14 protein-coding genes are annotated in these 14659 nt (G+C 75.4%); 11 read left to right on the top strand and 3 right to left on the bottom strand.

Features of this window, described 5'->3' with window-relative positions; translation table 11 throughout:
* Positions 1-32: 32 nt before the first annotated feature.
* The 7 genes from ACF1AK_RS13735 (at position 33) to ACF1AK_RS13705 (ending at position 8080) form a co-directional block, all read left to right on the top strand.
* Positions 33-1013, top strand: a complete 981-nt coding sequence (locus tag ACF1AK_RS13735) for an ABC transporter permease (protein ID WP_391498984.1) — start codon at positions 33-35, stop codon at positions 1011-1013.
* Positions 1014-1116: 103 nt separating this feature from the next.
* Entirely contained in the window at positions 1117-2868 is a 1752-nt protein-coding gene (locus ACF1AK_RS13730; RefSeq protein ID WP_391498983.1) for an ABC transporter substrate-binding protein, read from the top strand.
* Between the two features lie 99 nt (positions 2869-2967).
* Positions 2968-3960: an ABC transporter permease gene (locus ACF1AK_RS13725; protein WP_391498982.1), complete on the top strand. Its 993-nt coding sequence runs from the start codon at positions 2968-2970 to the stop codon at positions 3958-3960.
* A gap of 30 nt (positions 3961-3990) precedes the next feature.
* Positions 3991-5703 carry a dipeptide ABC transporter ATP-binding protein gene (locus ACF1AK_RS13720; protein ID WP_391498981.1) on the top strand — a complete coding sequence of 571 codons (1713 nt, stop codon included), beginning with the start codon at positions 3991-3993 and terminating at the stop codon, positions 5701-5703.
* 148 nt (positions 5704-5851) lie between these two features.
* The gene (locus ACF1AK_RS13715; RefSeq protein WP_391498980.1) at positions 5852-6382 is read left to right on the top strand and encodes a hypothetical protein; all 531 of its coding nucleotides are present in this window, start codon (positions 5852-5854) and stop codon (positions 6380-6382) included.
* Positions 6383-6522: 140 nt separating this feature from the next.
* Positions 6523-7086: an EF-hand domain-containing protein gene (locus ACF1AK_RS13710; protein WP_391498979.1), complete on the top strand. Its 564-nt coding sequence runs from the start codon at positions 6523-6525 to the stop codon at positions 7084-7086.
* Positions 7087-7447: 361 nt separating this feature from the next.
* Positions 7448-8080 carry an AAA family ATPase gene (locus ACF1AK_RS13705; RefSeq protein WP_391499062.1) on the top strand — a complete coding sequence of 211 codons (633 nt, stop codon included), beginning with the start codon at positions 7448-7450 and terminating at the stop codon, positions 8078-8080.
* An 11-nt stretch (positions 8081-8091) separates the two neighbouring features.
* Here ACF1AK_RS13705 and ACF1AK_RS13700 read toward each other — a convergent pair whose 3' ends face one another.
* Both ACF1AK_RS13700 and ACF1AK_RS13695 read right to left on the bottom strand, forming a co-directional pair.
* Positions 8092-8628 carry a TetR/AcrR family transcriptional regulator gene (locus tag ACF1AK_RS13700; RefSeq protein ID WP_391498978.1) on the bottom strand — a complete coding sequence of 179 codons (537 nt, stop codon included), beginning with the start codon at positions 8626-8628 and terminating at the stop codon, positions 8092-8094.
* Complete coding sequence (locus ACF1AK_RS13695) at positions 8625-9647, bottom strand: EamA family transporter (RefSeq protein ID WP_391498977.1); 1023 nt, start codon at positions 9645-9647, stop codon at positions 8625-8627. The genes ACF1AK_RS13700 and ACF1AK_RS13695 overlap by 4 nt, the downstream gene beginning before the upstream one ends.
* Before the next feature lie 131 nt (positions 9648-9778).
* Between ACF1AK_RS13695 and ACF1AK_RS13690 the strand changes: the two genes are divergently transcribed.
* On the top strand, positions 9779-10219 hold the full coding sequence (locus ACF1AK_RS13690; RefSeq protein ID WP_391498976.1) for a gamma-glutamylcyclotransferase family protein: 441 nt from the start codon (positions 9779-9781) through the stop codon (positions 10217-10219).
* 42 nt (positions 10220-10261) lie between these two features.
* Here the strand turns inward: ACF1AK_RS13690 and ACF1AK_RS13685 are convergent, their stop codons facing one another.
* Positions 10262-11722: a catalase gene (locus ACF1AK_RS13685; protein WP_391498975.1), complete on the bottom strand. Its 1461-nt coding sequence runs from the start codon at positions 11720-11722 to the stop codon at positions 10262-10264.
* A 154-nt stretch (positions 11723-11876) separates the two neighbouring features.
* Here ACF1AK_RS13685 and cbiE point away from each other — a divergent pair, with 154 nt between their 5' ends.
* Genes cbiE through ACF1AK_RS13670 form a run of 3 tightly spaced genes read left to right on the top strand, consistent with a single transcriptional unit; the run spans position 11877 to position 14636 of the window.
* Positions 11877-13130, top strand: a complete 1254-nt coding sequence (cbiE, locus tag ACF1AK_RS13680) for a precorrin-6y C5,15-methyltransferase (decarboxylating) subunit CbiE (protein WP_391498974.1) — start codon at positions 11877-11879, stop codon at positions 13128-13130.
* The gene (gene cobM / locus ACF1AK_RS13675; RefSeq protein ID WP_391498973.1) at positions 13127-13888 is read left to right on the top strand and encodes a precorrin-4 C(11)-methyltransferase; all 762 of its coding nucleotides are present in this window, start codon (positions 13127-13129) and stop codon (positions 13886-13888) included. The genes cbiE and cobM overlap by 4 nt, the downstream gene beginning before the upstream one ends.
* Before the next feature lie 4 nt (positions 13889-13892).
* Entirely contained in the window at positions 13893-14636 is a 744-nt protein-coding gene (locus tag ACF1AK_RS13670) for a cobalt-precorrin-6A reductase (protein ID WP_391498972.1), read from the top strand.
* Positions 14637-14659: the final 23 nt, after the last annotated feature.

Raw genomic sequence — 14659 nt, 5'->3', positions numbered from 1 at the left:
GGGCGGCACAGAATTCGGGGAGTACGCCTCTCATGGCAGTGGTCGAACAAGTCGCAGCGCCGGACGCCCCGGCACCGCCCCCGGCGCCCGCCCCGGCGGGACTGCTGCGCCGCGTGTGCCGCGACCGCACCGGAGCCGTCGCGCTCGGCGTGGTCCTCCTGTTCCTGCTGCTCGCCCTGGCGGCCCCGCTGATCGCCGCGCTGTACGGCAAGAACCCCACCGAGCACTACGGCCAGAACACGCCCGGCCTGCTCAGCGACGGCGGCCTGCCCGTCGCGCCGAACGGCGGCATCTCCGGGGAGTTCTGGTTCGGCCTGGAGCCCGGCCTGGGGCGCGACGTGTTCACCCAGCTGCTGTACGGCATCCGCACCTCGCTGCTGATCGCCTTCGTCTCGGCCGCCGTCACCACCACCCTCGGGGTGCTGGCCGGTGTCGCGGTCGGCTACCTCGGCGGGATCACCGACCGGCTCTTCGGCTTCCTGTCGAACGTCCTGCTGGCCTTCCCGACGCTGCTCCTGCTGCTCGCGCTCAGCCCGGTGGTGCAGTCCCGGCTGGTCGATCCGGGCACCGCGGAACCGGAGTGGATGCAGTTCCTGGTGCTCGTCCTGGTCTTCTCCGCGTTCGGCTGGATTCCGCTGGCGCTTTCCCTGCGCGCCACCGTCCGGTCGCTGCGCGAAAGGGATTTCGTGCAGTCCGCCCGGGCCCTCGGGGCGAGCGGATTCCACATCGTCCTGCGCGAACTCCTGCCGAACGTCCGGGCGCAGCTGCTGGTGCACGCCACCATGGCGGTGCCGGCCTTCGTCGCCTCCGAGGCGGTGCTGTCCTTCCTCGGCGTGGGCGTCAACGAGCCGGTCCCGGACTGGGGCCGGATGATCTCCCGCGGCTCCGAGGTCTTCCAGGCCGACCCGACGTACATGGTCTTCCCCGGCGCCGCGCTGCTGCTCTTCGTGCTCGCCTTCAACCTGCTCGGCGACGCCGTCCGGGACGCCCTGGACCCGCGCGCCGCCCGCTGAGGCCCCACGCCACCGTCCCCCGTTCCACCCGTTCCCTCCGTTCCCTCCGTTCCACCCTTTCACCCGACCCGCCCCGGAGCCCCGGGGCAAGGAGAGATTCGCCATGCGCTGGATCAGACCGTCCCTCGCCGTCCTCGCGACCGCCCTGCTGGCGACCTCCTGCTCGGCCGGCGCCGGCACCGGCTCCTCCGGCGCCACCGGCGCGGCCAAGGACACCTCGCCGCTGACCGCCGCGCTCGGCACCGAGCAGGAGAGCGCAGGCCCGGCCCCCGCCGTCGCCGGTGCCCGCCCGGGCGGCACGGTGAACGTCTACAACGCCACCGACTTCCGCCACCTCGACCCGCAGAAGGTGTACGCGGGCGCCACCTACAACACCTCGCTGCTCTGGGGCCGCCAGCTGACCCAGTACCAGGTGGTGGACGGCAAGGCCAAGCTGGTCGGCGATCTCGCCACCGACACCGGCACCCCCGGCGACGGCGGCCGCACCTGGACGTACCGGCTGAAGGAGGGCGTGGCCTGGGAGGACGGCCAGCCGATCACCTCCCAGCAGGTGAAGTACGGCATCGAGCGCTCCTTCGGCAAGGGCTACGAGGTCGGCCCGCCGTACTGGCCGCAGTGGCTCACCGGCGAGGCCAGCTACGAGGACGCCCGCAAGAAGTACGGCGGCCCGCAGGACGGCGACCTCGCCGCGATCGAGACCCCGGACGAGCGCACCGTCGTCTTCCACTTCCCGCAGCCGCAGGCCGACGTGCCGTACATGGCCGCGCAGTCCTCCTCCTCGCCGGTGCGCCAGGACAAGGACACCGGCACCGACTACGACCGCCAGCCGTTCGCCACCGGGCCGTACCGGATCGTCGAGCACGTCCAGAACACCCGGCTGGTGCTGGAGCGCAACCCGCACTGGAAGCCGGAGACCGACCCGATCCGCAGCCAGTACCCGGAGAAGTTCGTCTTCACCTTCGGGAAGGAGGCGCTGAACATCAACCAGGAGATCCTCTCCGGGCGCGACGGCGGCGAGAACGCCACCACCGCGGCGACCGTGCTCTCCCCTGAGCTGTACCAGACCGTGGACACCGACCCGAAGGCCAAGGACCTGGTCGTCTCCGGCCGCCAGGGCGCCTTCGTCACCTATCTGATGGTCAACAACGAGCGGGTCGCCGACGTCGAGGTCCGCAAGGCCCTCAACCTCGCCTACCCGCGCCAGCAGGCCCGCCAGGTCCAGGGCGGCACCCGGGCCGGCGAGCTCGCCACCACGCTCAGCTCCCCCGCCCTGGTCGACTGGCAGAAGTACGACCTGGACCCGGCGAAGCCGGAGGGCGACCCGGAGGCGGCCAAGTCCGCGCTCGCCAGGGCCAAGCAGGCACCCGGCCCGCTCACCTACGCCTACGCCAACACGCCCAACGGGCAGCGGGTCGCCCAGGTGCTGGTCGACGGCTTCGCCAAGGCCGGCCTCACGGTCGTGCCCAAGCCGGTCGACCCCAAGGCGCTGCTGGACGAGGTGCACCGCGCCGACTCCCCGTACGACCTGTGGGAGGAGACCAGCTCGGTCGACTGGCCGACGCCCTCCACCCTGATCCCGTTCTCCTTCGACGGCCGCGCCGGCACCGACCTCAACTCCGCCCGCTACCGCAACCCCGCGGTGGACAAGGAGATCGACCGGATCAACCAGATCGGCGAGCCGCACGCCAAGGCCAAGGAGCTGTACGCCCTGGAGCAGACCGTGATGAAGGACCTGCCGGTCCTGCCGTTCACCTACCCCACGGTCAACCAGCTGCGCGGCTCCAACGTCGGCGGCGCGTTCATCCACCCGATCTACGGGACGGTCAGCCTCGCCTGGCTCTACCTGAAGTCCTGACCCGCCCGAACTCACCGGACGGTCCCGCCGCGCGCCTCCCCCGGGAACGCGCGCGGCGGGGCCGCCGCCCCGACGCCCACCGAACCCGGACCGGCCACCATGCTCTCCTTCGCCCTGCGGCGGATCCTCCAGGCGCTCGCCGTCCTGGCCGCGGTCTCCGCCGCCGCCTTCGCCCTCTTCTACGCCGGCCCCGCCGACCCCGCCCGGGCCGCCTGCGGCCCGCGCTGCGACACCGGCCAGGTCGCGGCGGTCCGCACGAGCATGGGCCTGGACCAGCCGCTGCTCGCCCAGTACGCCGACTACCTCACCGGGATCGTCGCCGGCCGGGACATCCAGGACGTCGACGGCTCCACGATCCACTGCGAGGCGCCCTGCCTCGGCTACTCCTACCGGCTGCACCAGCCGGTCACCGAGGCGCTGGCCGACCACCTGCCGGTCACCGTGTCGCTGGCGGCGGGCGCGCTCGCCGTGCTGGTCCTGTTCGGGCTCGGCACCGGCTTCGTCACCGCGCTGCGGCACGGCACCCGGACGGACAAACTGCTCTCCGGCTTCACCCTGGTCGGCGCGAGCGTGCAGATCTACTTCCTCGGGTACGTCGCCCAGTGGGGGCTGGTCTACACCACCGGGCTGCTGCCGCTGCCCTCCTACACCCCGCCGGCCACCGACCCGGCCGCCTGGGCCGGCGGGCTGCTGCTGCCCTGGATCGTCCTCGGCTTCGTCAACTCGGCGGTGTTCGCCCGGCTGTCGCGCTCCCAGCTGCTGGAGACGATGAACGAGGAGTACGTCCGCACGGCCCGCGGCAAGGGCCTCGGGCGGCTGCGCGCCCACCTCAAGTACACCTCGCGCGGGGCGGCCGGGCCGCTGGTCCAGCTGCTCGGCCTGGAGGCGGGGGCGCTGCTCGGCGGCGCGGTGATCACCGAGACGGTGTTCGGGCTGAACGGCGTCGGCCGCTTCGCCATCGAGGCCGTCGAGGGCCAGGACCTGCCGGCCGTGGTCGGCGCCGTCCTGCTGGCCGCCTGCTTCGTCGTGCTGTTCGTCGCGCTGGCCGACCTCGTGGTGGCCTGGCTCGATCCGCGCATCCGCCTCGGCTGACCGTCCCCGTCCCGCTCTGGAGCCCTCCCCGTGACCACCTCCACCTCCCCCGCCCCCGCCTCCGGGCCGGACGCCGAGCCGGTGCTCAGCGTCCGGGACCTGCGCGTCGGCTTCGCCGACCCGCGCGGCGGCGCCCCGGTCGCCGCCGTGCGCGGCCTCTCCTTCGACCTCGCCCGCGGCGAGGTGCTCGGCCTGGTCGGCGAGTCCGGCTCCGGCAAGTCCGCCACCGGGCTCGCCGTGCTCGGCCTGCACGACCCGCGCACCACCACCGTCACCGGCTCGATCCGGCTGGCCGGGCAGGAGCTGGTGGGCGCCGGGGAGTCCGCGCTGCGGCGGGTGCGCGGCGGCCGGGCGGCCCTGGTCTTCCAGGACGCCCTCACCTCGCTCAGCCCCTTCCACGGCGTCGGCGCGCAGCTCGCCGAGATGTACCGGCTGCACCACCCCGGCGCGGGCCGCGCCGAGGCCCGCCGGCGGGCGGCGGCGATGCTCGACCGGGTCGGCATCCCGGCCGCCCGGGTGCGCGACTACCCGCACCAGTTCTCCGGCGGCATGCGCCAGCGCGTGATGATCGCGATGGCGCTGATGAACGACCCCGACGTGCTGATCGCCGACGAGCCGACCACCGCGCTCGACGCCCGTGTCCAGCGCCAGGTGCTGGACCTGCTGGGCGAGCTGCAGCGCGAGCACGGCACCGCCGTGCTGCTGGTCAGCCATGACCTCGGGGTGGTCGCCGGCATCACGGACCGCACGCTCGTGCTGCGCGACGGCCGGCCGGTGGAGAGCGCGCCGACCGCCGCCCTGCTGGCCGCGCCCCGCGAGCCGTACACCCGGGCCCTGGTGGGGGCCGCGCTCACCCTGGACTCCGTCCCGGGCACGCCGCTGCCGACCGTCGACGACCCCTCGCCCGCGCCCCGGGCCGCCGTCCGCCCCGAACCGGCCGCGGCGCCGTCCGGCCGCTGGCTGGCCGAGGTCGAGGACCTCTCCGTGCACTTCCCCGGCCGCCGCGGCCGCCTCCCGCTCCCGGGGCGCGGACGGCCCGAACCGGTCCGGGCGGTGGAGGGCGTCAGCCTGCGCATCGCGCCCGGCGAGACGCTCGGCCTGGTCGGCGAGTCCGGCTCCGGGAAGTCCACCACCTCCCGGGTGCTGGCCGGCCTCCAGCCCGCCACCTCCGGCACCGTGCGCTACGACGGCGTGGACGCCACCGCGCCCGGCCGGGCCCTGCGGCGCCGGCTCGCCAAGGAGGTCCAGCTGGTCTTCCAGGACCCGTACTCCTCGCTCAACCCGCGCCGCACCGTCGCCCAGACACTGGACACCCCGCTGCGGCTGCACACCGCGCTGGACGCCGGGCAGCGGCGCGAGCGCTCCGCCGAGCTGCTGGAACAGGTCGGCCTGCCCGCCGCCCACCTGGACCGCTACCCGCACGAGTTCTCCGGCGGCCAGCGCCAGCGGATCGGGATCGCCCGGGCGCTCGCCCCCGAACCGCGGCTGATCATCGCCGACGAACCGGTCTCCGCCCTGGACGTCTCGGTCCAGGCCCAGGTGCTCAACCTGCTGATGGAGCTGCGCGAACGCCTCGGCGTGGCCTTCCTGTTCGTCTCGCACGACCTCGCGGTGGTCCGCCACTTCTGCGACCGCGTCGCCGTGATGCACCGCGGCCGGCTGGTGGAGTCCGCCGACCGCGACCGGCTCTTCGCCGCCCCGCACACCGCGTACACCCGCGAGCTGCTCGCCGCCGCCCGCTGAGCGGCGGGCAGGGGGCGGCGGGCAGGGGGCGGCGGGCGGACGGCAGGCGGTGTCGCTCCCCCGTCCGCGCGGACGCTGCGCCTACGATCGGTCACCGACCGTGCGTGCACGGCCACCCGTCCCCCGTCCCCGGAGAAGGGGTCTTCCGATGACCACGCTCGTCCGCCGATCCGTCACCCTGGTCGCGCTCGTCGGCCGCCTCAATCCCGCGGCCCTGGACGGACTGATCCCCCACGAGGCGGGCCACGGCGTCCTGGACGGCCTCCTGGCGGCCCGCGCCGAGGACGGCGGCGAGGCGGCCGGGCTGAACCCGCAGCCGCTGCCGCCCGTCGCCGCCGCGCTGCGGCTGTCCGTCGCCCGCACCGTCACCGCCGTGGCCAACGCCGCCATCACCGCGCAGGTCTCCGGCGGCGACGCCCGGCAGGTGCTCGCCGAGGTGGGCGACGACTGGTGCGGCACCCCGCACGGGCGGATTCCCTGGCCCCGGCACTGGCCGCTGCCCTGGCCGCCGACCGGCCCGCTGCCGATCGACGCCGGCTACGCCACCCCGGCCGTCCAGGCGCAGGCCGCGCTCGCCTTCCAGGGCTACGCCAACGGTGTCTCGGACGGGCAACTCCAGGAGGTGTTCGGCGAGTTGGCCGAGAGGCTGGCGGACGCGGCGCTCCAGAACGCGGGCTGAACGGCGGCCCCGGGAGCCGGCCGGGTGCCACTTCGCGGCTTCGGCTGCGCACCCGGCACCCGGCGGGTTAGCGTGCTGCGTCCGACCGTTGTGACTGCTTCTGTTGTGATTGCCGGGACCGACCAGCCGGGGGATGACGGGTGTCCGAGGAACTGCTGCTCGCCAGGATCAACCACGGGTTCGACCACCTCGACGCCGACGGGGACGGCCTGCTCACCGAGCACGACCACGTCCTGATGGGCCGTGCGGTGGCCCGGTCGCTGGGCCACGCGGAGGGGTCGGCCACCGAACAGCGGATCGTCGCCGCCTACCTGGCCATCTGGCGCGACCTGCACGTCTCCCACCTGCCGGTCGGCACCACGGCGATCAGCCGCCGCCAGTTCGTCGCCTCGACCCGCGCGCTCGCCGACGACCCGGTGGCCGCGCGGACCGTCTTCGGGGCGCTCGCCGAGGCGTTCCTCGCCGTCGCCGACGTGGACGGCAGCGGCACGGTGGACGCGGGCGAGTTCTTCGTCTTCCAGCGCGGCCACTTCTCCGCACTCTCCCGCGACGACGCGGACGAGGCCTTCCACCGCCTCGACCTGGACGGCGACGGCACCCTCTCCGCCGAGGAGTTCATCTCCGGCCTCATCGAGTTCTGGACCGGCCGCACCCCCGACGCCCCCGGCCACTGGTGGGCCGGCCGCCCGCCCTACCTCGCCTGACGGCCCGCCGCTCGACCGCAGCCCCGGGAGCCGCGCAGCGGGCGGGGGGTGGTACCGGCGGAGAAGCGTGGCCGGGCCCGGCCGGGTGCGGCGTGCACCGCCCGCAAGGAACCGCCCGCAGGTCCAGCACCACCCCACCGCGCACACCACGCCCGCCGCGCACGTCAGCCGCCCGGCGCTCGCCCTCGGCCCGTACACCGTGCCGGCCGAGCGGATCCGCGGGGACATCCTCGCCCGCACCCACCGCACGCCTCCGGCCCTGCGCGGGGCCCGGGGCCGGATGGTTCCGCCGGCCGCCCGGCGGAGCGCGTGGCACTCCCCGGTCCCCCGGCGGTTCCGGGCGGGACCTAGGCTGGCCCGCATGCTCCTGTGGATCAACGGACCGTTCGGCGGCGGCAAGACCCAGGTGTCGCACGAGCTGCGGCGGCGGCTGCCGGGCAGTGTCGTCTGCGACCCCGAGGAGGTCGGCTTCGGCCTCCACCGGATGACCCCCAAGCCGCTGCGCGGGGACTTCCAGGACCTGCCGGCCTGGCGCCAGGGGGTGTTCGAGGTGCTGGATCGCACGCTCGCCCGCCACCGGGGCACGGTGATCGTCCCGATGACGGTCACCGAGCCCGCGTACTTCGACGAGACCGTCGGCCGGCTGCGCGAACGCGGCCACGACGTCCGGCACTTCGCGTTGCTCGCGGAGCGCGCGGAGGTGCTGCGGCGGCTGCGCGAGCGCGGCTTCGGGCGCGCCGTGCAGCTGGTCGCCGGGAAGCAGGCGCCGTTGCGCCGGGAGTCCTTCGCGGTCTCCCGGCTGGACCACTGCCTGGAGCGGCTGAGCGGCGCCGGGTTCGGCGAGCACGTGCACACCGACCACCTGACCGTCGCCGAGGTCGCCGACCACCTCGCCGCCTCCGCCGGTCTGGCCCTCGCCCCCGACACCGACGGCCCGCTGCGCGCCCGGCTGCGGCGCGCCGCGGTCGGCGCGCGCCACATCCGCCTCGGCTGAGCCCGCCCGGTTCAGCCCGCCGGGACGGTGCGGGCGACCAGGGTGTCGACGAGGGCCGGGAGGTTCTCCGGTCCGAGCACGTCGGGCAGGGTGAGGTGCTCGACGAGCAGGCCGGTCATCGCGAGATAGAGGACGACGACGGTCTCGCGGTCGCCGGGGAAGCCCTCGTCCAGGTGGTAGGCGATGTTGGCCTCCAGCTCCTGCCGGACGGTGGCGGTGAGCCGGGCCCGCACCTCGGGGCGGCGGGTGGCCTCCAGGCGCAGTTCCAGCATCGCGAGGTAGCCGGAGCGGTCGGCGTCGATGCGGCGCAGCAGGTCGTGCATCAGGGCGGTGACCAGGGCCCGGTCGCGGGGCGCGTGCAGCAGTGCCCCGATGACCGCCGGGTCCGGGGTGAGCCGGTGGTGGATGTGCCGGGCGGTGTGGTCGAGCAAGTCGTCGCGGTCGGCGAAGTAGTGGGACGCGGTGCCGGCCGGCACGCCCCCGGTGGCGATCGGCGCCGGAGTGCCGCTGTTCCGCGCGGACTTCGCCCCGCACGCGTTCGCGCTCACCGACACCCGCGTCTTCCCCAACGGGGTCGTCGTGCGGACCTACGAGCGGACGGGCGCGCCGACGAACGGCTGACGCTCACCACCAGGCAGACGCCCGCGACCACGATCGCCCCGCCCAGCACGGTGGGACCGGTCAGCGGCTCGGCCAGCACCAGCCAGCCCAGCAGCACGGCCACCACCGGGTTCACATAGGCGTAGGTGGCGACCAGGGTCAGCGGCGCGGAACGCAGCAGCCAGGCGTACGCGGTGAAGGCGACCAGCGAGCCGAACACCACCAGGAAGCCCAGCGCCAGCCAGGAGCGGGCGGAGATGTCGCCGGGGTGCAGGCCGTGCTGCTCCCCGCGGAGCAGTCCGATCAGCGCGTTGCCGAGGCCGCCGGCGAGCATCTGGTAGGCGCTGGAGGCCAGGACGTTGCCGGGCATCCGGATGCGCTTGGCCGCGAAGGAGCCGGACGCCCAGGTCAGGGTGCCGCAGAGGATCGCGACCACCCCGGCGGGCGCGATGTCCCCGCCGATCGCGGGGGCGGAGAGCACGGCCAGGCCGGCCAGCCCGAGCAGCACCCCGCCCAGTTCGGCCGGCCTCGGCCGGTCACCGCCCGCCGCCGTCAGCAGCACCATCCACAGCGGCACGGCGGCGACCAGCAGCGCGGCGAGGCCGGAGGGGATCCAGGTCTCGCCGAGCACCACCAGCCCGTTGCCGCCGGTCAGCAGCAGGCCGCCGACCAGGGCGGCGGAGCCCAGCTGCCGCAGGTCCGCCCGCAGCCCGGCGCGGCCGTGGCGGACGGCCACGAACCCGGCGAGCAGCGCTCCGGCGGTCAGGAAGCGCGCGGCGGCGGAGAGGAAGGAGGGCATGGTCTCGACCGCGATCCGGATCGCCAGGTACGTCGAACCCCACACCACGTAGACGATGGCGAGCGCCACCCACACGCCCGCCCCGAGCCGGCCGGTGGCGGGCGCGGCCCCCGCCGCCACCGGGGCGTCGGCGGGCGCGGCCGGGGTGCGCTCGGCGCGAGCTGTCATGGGTGTCCCCCTTGGACGGTACTGGCAGGTGCACCCGCCATGACACCGCATCGGCCGCCCCCCGCGCCAGTGGGTATCACCGGTCGGGGAGCATCGACCGTCGACCGGCCCCCGTCCAGGAGGAACCCCTCGTGCCCGAGCACCCCGCCACCCTGCCCTTCTTCGTCTACGGGACCCTGCTCACCGGGGAGCGCAACCACGCCGCCTTCCTGGCCGGCCGGTGCGCCGGGGTGCGGGCGGCGGTGCTGGAGGGCGCGGCGCTGCACGCGGGACCGGGCTTCCCGTACGCCGTGCCGGACCCCGCGCCGGGGCGGCGGATCACCGGCGAACTGGTCACCGTCCGCCCGGAGGCCTACCGGCGGACGCTCGCGGCGCTGGACCGGCTGGAGGACTGCCGGCCGGACGGCCTCGGCACGTACGTGCGCGAGCGGCGCGCCGTCCGTACGGCGGACGGCGCGCCGGCGGAGGCCTGGGTGTACCTGGCCGGACCGGCGGTCGCCGCCCGGCTGCGCGCGCACCCGGCGCCGATCGCCTCCGGCGACTGGCGCCGGTACGGCCGGGACCACGGCTGAGGGCGCGGGCCCAGCTGGACCCGCACCCCCGGCGCCGGCCCGTCAGTCCTTGCCGACGCCCTTGGCGACCCGGTCGCCCAGCGCCTTGTCGACATTGCGCCAGTACTGCACGGCCCGCTCCAGCACCGGAGCGCTCACCCCGCCCTGGAGGTGGTTGACGATGTTGGAGACCAGCCGGTCGCGCGCCGCGTCGTCCAGCACCTCCCGCACCATGGTGCCCGCCTGCCCCCAGTCGTCGTCCTCGGCGTGCAGCGAGTACGCCTCGCGCACCATGTCGCCCGAGCTCTGCCAGCCGGCCGCCGGGTCGTCGTACACCTTGGGGTCCGCGGCCGGCCCGCCGTAGGAGTTCGGCGCGTAGGGCGCCGCCGTCCGGGCCGGGTCGAAGCGCATCGGCCCGTCCTTGGCGTAGGAGTGCACCGGCACGTGCGGCCGGTTCGGCGGCAGCTGGGCGTAGTTGGGCCCGATCCGGTACCGGTGGGTGTCCGGGTAGGAGAAGATCCGGCCGAGCAGCATCTTGTCCGGCGAGACGCTGATGCCCGGCACCAGGTTGGCCGGCTCGAAGGCGGCCTGCTCGATGTGGACGAAGTAGTCCTCGGGGTTGCGGTTCAGCGTCAGCGTCCCGACCGGGATCAGCGGGTAGTCGCCGTGCGGCCAGACCTTGGTCAGGTCGAACGGGTTGAACCGGTAGCCGGGCGCGTCGTCGAACGGCATCACCTGCACGTACAGCGTCCAGGACGGCGGGTTGCCGCCCTCGATGGCCTGCCAGAGGTCCTCGCGGTGCAGGTCCGGGTCGGAGCCGGCCAGCCGGTCGGCCTCCGCCTGGGTGAGGAAGTCGATGCCCTGGTCGGTCTTGAAGTGGTACTTCACCCAGAACCGCTCGCCGCTCGCGTTGTACCAGAGATAGGTGTGCGAACCGTAGCCGTTCATGTGCCGGTACGACTTCGGGATGCCGCGGTCGCCCATCAGCCAGGTGACCTGGTGCGCGGACTCCGGCGAGAGCGTCCAGAAGTCCCACTGCATGTCGTGGTCGCGCAGACCGTTGTCGGGGCGGCGCTTCTGGGAGCGGATGAAGTCCTGGAACTTGATGGTGTCGCGGACGAAGAAGACCGGCGTGTTGTTGCCGACCAGGTCGTAGTTGCCGTCCTCGGTGTAGAACTTCAGCGCGAAGCCGCGCGGGTCGCGCCAGGTGTCCGGGCTGCCCTGCTCACCGGCCACGGTCGAGAAGCGGGCCAGCATCTCGGTCCGCCTGCCCGGCTGGAAGAGGGTCGCCCGGGTGTACCGGCTGACGTCCTCCGTCGTCTTGAAGACGCCGTACGCCCCGGCCCCCTTGGCGTGCACCACCCGCTCCGGCACCCGCTCCCGGTTGAACTGGGCCATCTTCTCGATCAGGTAGTGGTCGTGGAGCAGGATCGGGCCGTCCCTGCCCACCGTGAGCGAGTTCTCGTCGCTCGGCACCGGGACGCCGGCGTTGTTGGTGGTGTACGGGACCGCTGACTCGGACATGGTGTCCTCCGTTGCGTGCTGAGGCCCCCCGGAGGTGTTCCCGGCACGACGCTAACCCCGGGCGTCCGGGCCCGCACCCTGGCTGACGGCCCGCCGCGGACCGCCAGGTAGGCTGCCCACGCCCCCGTCCACGACCCGCCCCAGGAGCCCGCCGGTGCCCCAGCAGTCACCCCCGATCACCGTCGTCGGGATCGGGGCCGACGGCTGGCCCGGCCTCGGCGGCGCCGCCCGCGCCGCGCTGCGGGAGGCCGGCGCCGTGATCGGCGGCCCCCGCCAGCTCGCCCTGCTGCCCGCCGACGAGGTCACCGCCGAACGGGTGCCCTGGCCGTCCCCGCTGCGGCCCGCCGTGGCCGGACTGCTCGACCGCCACGCCGGGCGCCCGCTCGCCGTGCTGGCCAGCGGCGATCCGATGTTCTACGGCATCGGCCGCACCCTCGCCGAGACCGCCGGGCCCGACCGGCTGCGCGTCCTGCCGCACCCCTCCTCCGTCGCGTACGCCTGCGCCCGGCTCGGCTGGCCGCTGGAGTCCACCGAGGTGGTCAGCCTGGTCGGCCGCCCGCTCGACACCCTGCGGCTCGCCCTCAACCCCGGGCGCCGGCTGCTGGTGCTCAGCGCCGGCGCCGACACCCCCGCCGCCGTCGCCGCACTGCTCACCGGGGCCGGCCACGGCGGCGCCCGGCTGCGCGTCCTCGAACAGCTCGGCGGCCCCGGCGAACGGCGGCTGGACGGCCCCGCCGACGGCTGGCCGTACCCGCCCGGCGACCCGCTCAACGTCATCGCCGTCGACCTGCCCGCCGACGCCCCCCGCGTCCCCGTCGTCCCCGGGCTGCCCGACGGCGCCTACGAGAGCGACGGCCAGCTGACCAAGCGGCACGTGCGCGCCGCTACCCTCGCCACCCTGGCCCCCGTCCCCGGCGAACTGCTCTGGGACGTCGGCGGCGGCTCCGGCTCGATCGCGGTCGAATGGCTGCGCGCCCACCGCGACAACCGGGCCGTCACCGTGGAGCGCGACCCGGTCCGCGCCGCGCGGATCGCCCGCAACGCCGCCGCCCTCGGCGTGCCCCGGCTGCGGGTGGTCACCGGCGCCGCACCAGACGCGCTCGCCGGCCTGCCCGCCCCGGACGCGGTGTTCGTCGGCGGCGGACTCACCGCGCCCGGCCTGCTGGACGCCTGCTGGGCCGCGCTGGCGCCCGGCGGCCGGCTGGTCGCCAACACGGTGACCCTGGAGTCGGAGGCGCTGCTCACCACCTGGTACCGCCGGCACGGCGGCGAGCTGCTGCGGCTCGCCGTGGCGCACGCCGTCGCGGTCGGCGGCTTCACCGGCTGGCGCCAGGCGATGCCGGTCACCCAGTGGTCCGCCGTCAAGCCCGCCGCCGCGCCCCTCACCCCTCAGGAGAACGCCTCGTGACCGTCCACTTCATCGGGGCCGGCCCCGGCGCCGCCGACCTCATCACCCTGCGCGGCCAGCGGATCCTCGCCCGCGCCGAGGTCTGCCTGTACGCCGGCAGCCTGGTGCCGCGCGAACTGCTGGCCGAGTGCCCGCCCGGCGCCCGGCTGGTCGACACCGCCAACCTCACCCTCGACGAGATCACCGCCGAGCTGGTCCGGGCGCACGCCGCCGGGCAGGACGTCGCCCGGCTGCACTCCGGCGACCCGTCGGTGTTCAGCGCCGTCGCCGAGCAGATGCGCCGGCTGGACGCGGCCGGGGTGCCCTACGAGGTGGTGCCCGGCGTGCCCGCCTTCGCCGCCGCCGCGGCCGCGCTCAAGCGCGAACTGACCGTGCCGACCGTCGGCCAGACCGTCATCCTCACCCGGATCGCCAAGCGCGCCACCCCGATGCCGGAGGGCGAGGACCTCGCGACCCTCGGCCGCAGCGGCGCCCTGCTGGTGCTGCACCTGGCCGCCGGGTACATCGACGACGTGGTCGAGCAGCTGCTCCCGCACTACGGGGCCGACTGCCCCGCGGCCGTGGTCGCGATGGCCAGCCGGCCCGAGGAGCTGGTGCTGCGCGGCACCGTCGGCGACATCGCCGGACAGGTGAAGGCCGCGGGCGTGGTCCGCACCGCGGTGATCATCGTCGGGCGGACGCTGGGCGCCGGGCAGTTCCGCGACAGCCACCTCTACTCCGCGGACCGCGAGCGCCCGCACCAGCCCTGCGGCGCGTGAGCGGGTGACGGCGCACGTCCTGCTGCTCGGCGGCACCACCGAGGCGCGGGCCCTGGCCGCCGCGCTGGCCGCCGAACGCCCCGCCCTGCGGGTCACCAGCTCGCTCGCCGGGCGGGTCGCCGAGCCCCGGCTGCCCGCCGGCGAGGTGCGGATCGGCGGCTTCGGCGGCCCCGGGGGGCTCGCCGCGTGGCTGCGCGCCGAACGGGTGGACGCCGTGGTGGACGCCACCCACCCGTTCGCCGCCGCGATGTCGCGCAACGCCGCCGAGGCCGCCGCCGCCACCGGCGTGCCGCTGCTCGCCCTGCGCCGCCCCGGCTGGACACCGGTGCCGGGCGACCGCTGGCACCGCGTCGCCTCGCTGGACGCCGCCGCCGCGCTGCTGCCGTCCCTCGGCCGGAGGGTGCTGCTCACCAGCGGCCGGCAGGGCATCGCCGCCTTCGCCCGCCTCGACGGCCTGCACGTCGTCGCCCGCTCGGTCGACCCGCCCGAGCCGCCGCTGCCCGCCTCGCTGACCGTCCTGCTCGACCGCGGCCCGTTCACCCTGGACGGCGAGCGGGCGGTGCTGCGCGAGCACCGGATCGACGTCGTGGTCACCAAGGACAGCGGCGGCGCGGCCACCGCGCCCAAGCTCACCGCGGCGCGCGAACTCGGCCTGCCCGTGGTGGTCGTGGACCGCCCGCCGGCGCCGGCCGGCGTCCCGGTCGCGCCGAGTGTCGAGGCCGCCCTGGACTGGCTCGCCGCCCGGTAATCCCCGTGCCGGCCGGAGCCGCA

The sequence above is a fragment of the Kitasatospora sp. NPDC015120 genome (assembly GCF_043080305.1).
GTDB lineage: Bacteria > Actinomycetota > Actinomycetes > Streptomycetales > Streptomycetaceae > Kitasatospora.
Note: the sequence above shows the minus strand (reverse complement) of the source record. Positions and strands in the feature narration are given on the sequence as shown.

Coding starts and splice junctions, on each gene's coding strand:
- ACF1AK_RS13735 (WP_391498984.1), top strand. CDS start 33: ATGGCAGTGGTCGAACAAGTCGCAGCGCCGGACGCCCCGGCACCGCCC.
- ACF1AK_RS13730 (WP_391498983.1), top strand. CDS start 1,117: ATGCGCTGGATCAGACCGTCCCTCGCCGTCCTCGCGACCGCCCTGCTG.
- ACF1AK_RS13725 (WP_391498982.1), top strand. CDS start 2,968: ATGCTCTCCTTCGCCCTGCGGCGGATCCTCCAGGCGCTCGCCGTCCTG.
- ACF1AK_RS13715 (WP_391498980.1), top strand. CDS start 5,852: ATGACCACGCTCGTCCGCCGATCCGTCACCCTGGTCGCGCTCGTCGGC.
- ACF1AK_RS13705 (WP_391499062.1), top strand. CDS start 7,448: ATGCTCCTGTGGATCAACGGACCGTTCGGCGGCGGCAAGACCCAGGTG.
- ACF1AK_RS13695 (WP_391498977.1), bottom strand. CDS start 9,647: ATGACAGCTCGCGCCGAGCGCACCCCGGCCGCGCCCGCCGACGCCCCG.
- ACF1AK_RS13685 (WP_391498975.1), bottom strand. CDS start 11,722: ATGTCCGAGTCAGCGGTCCCGTACACCACCAACAACGCCGGCGTCCCG.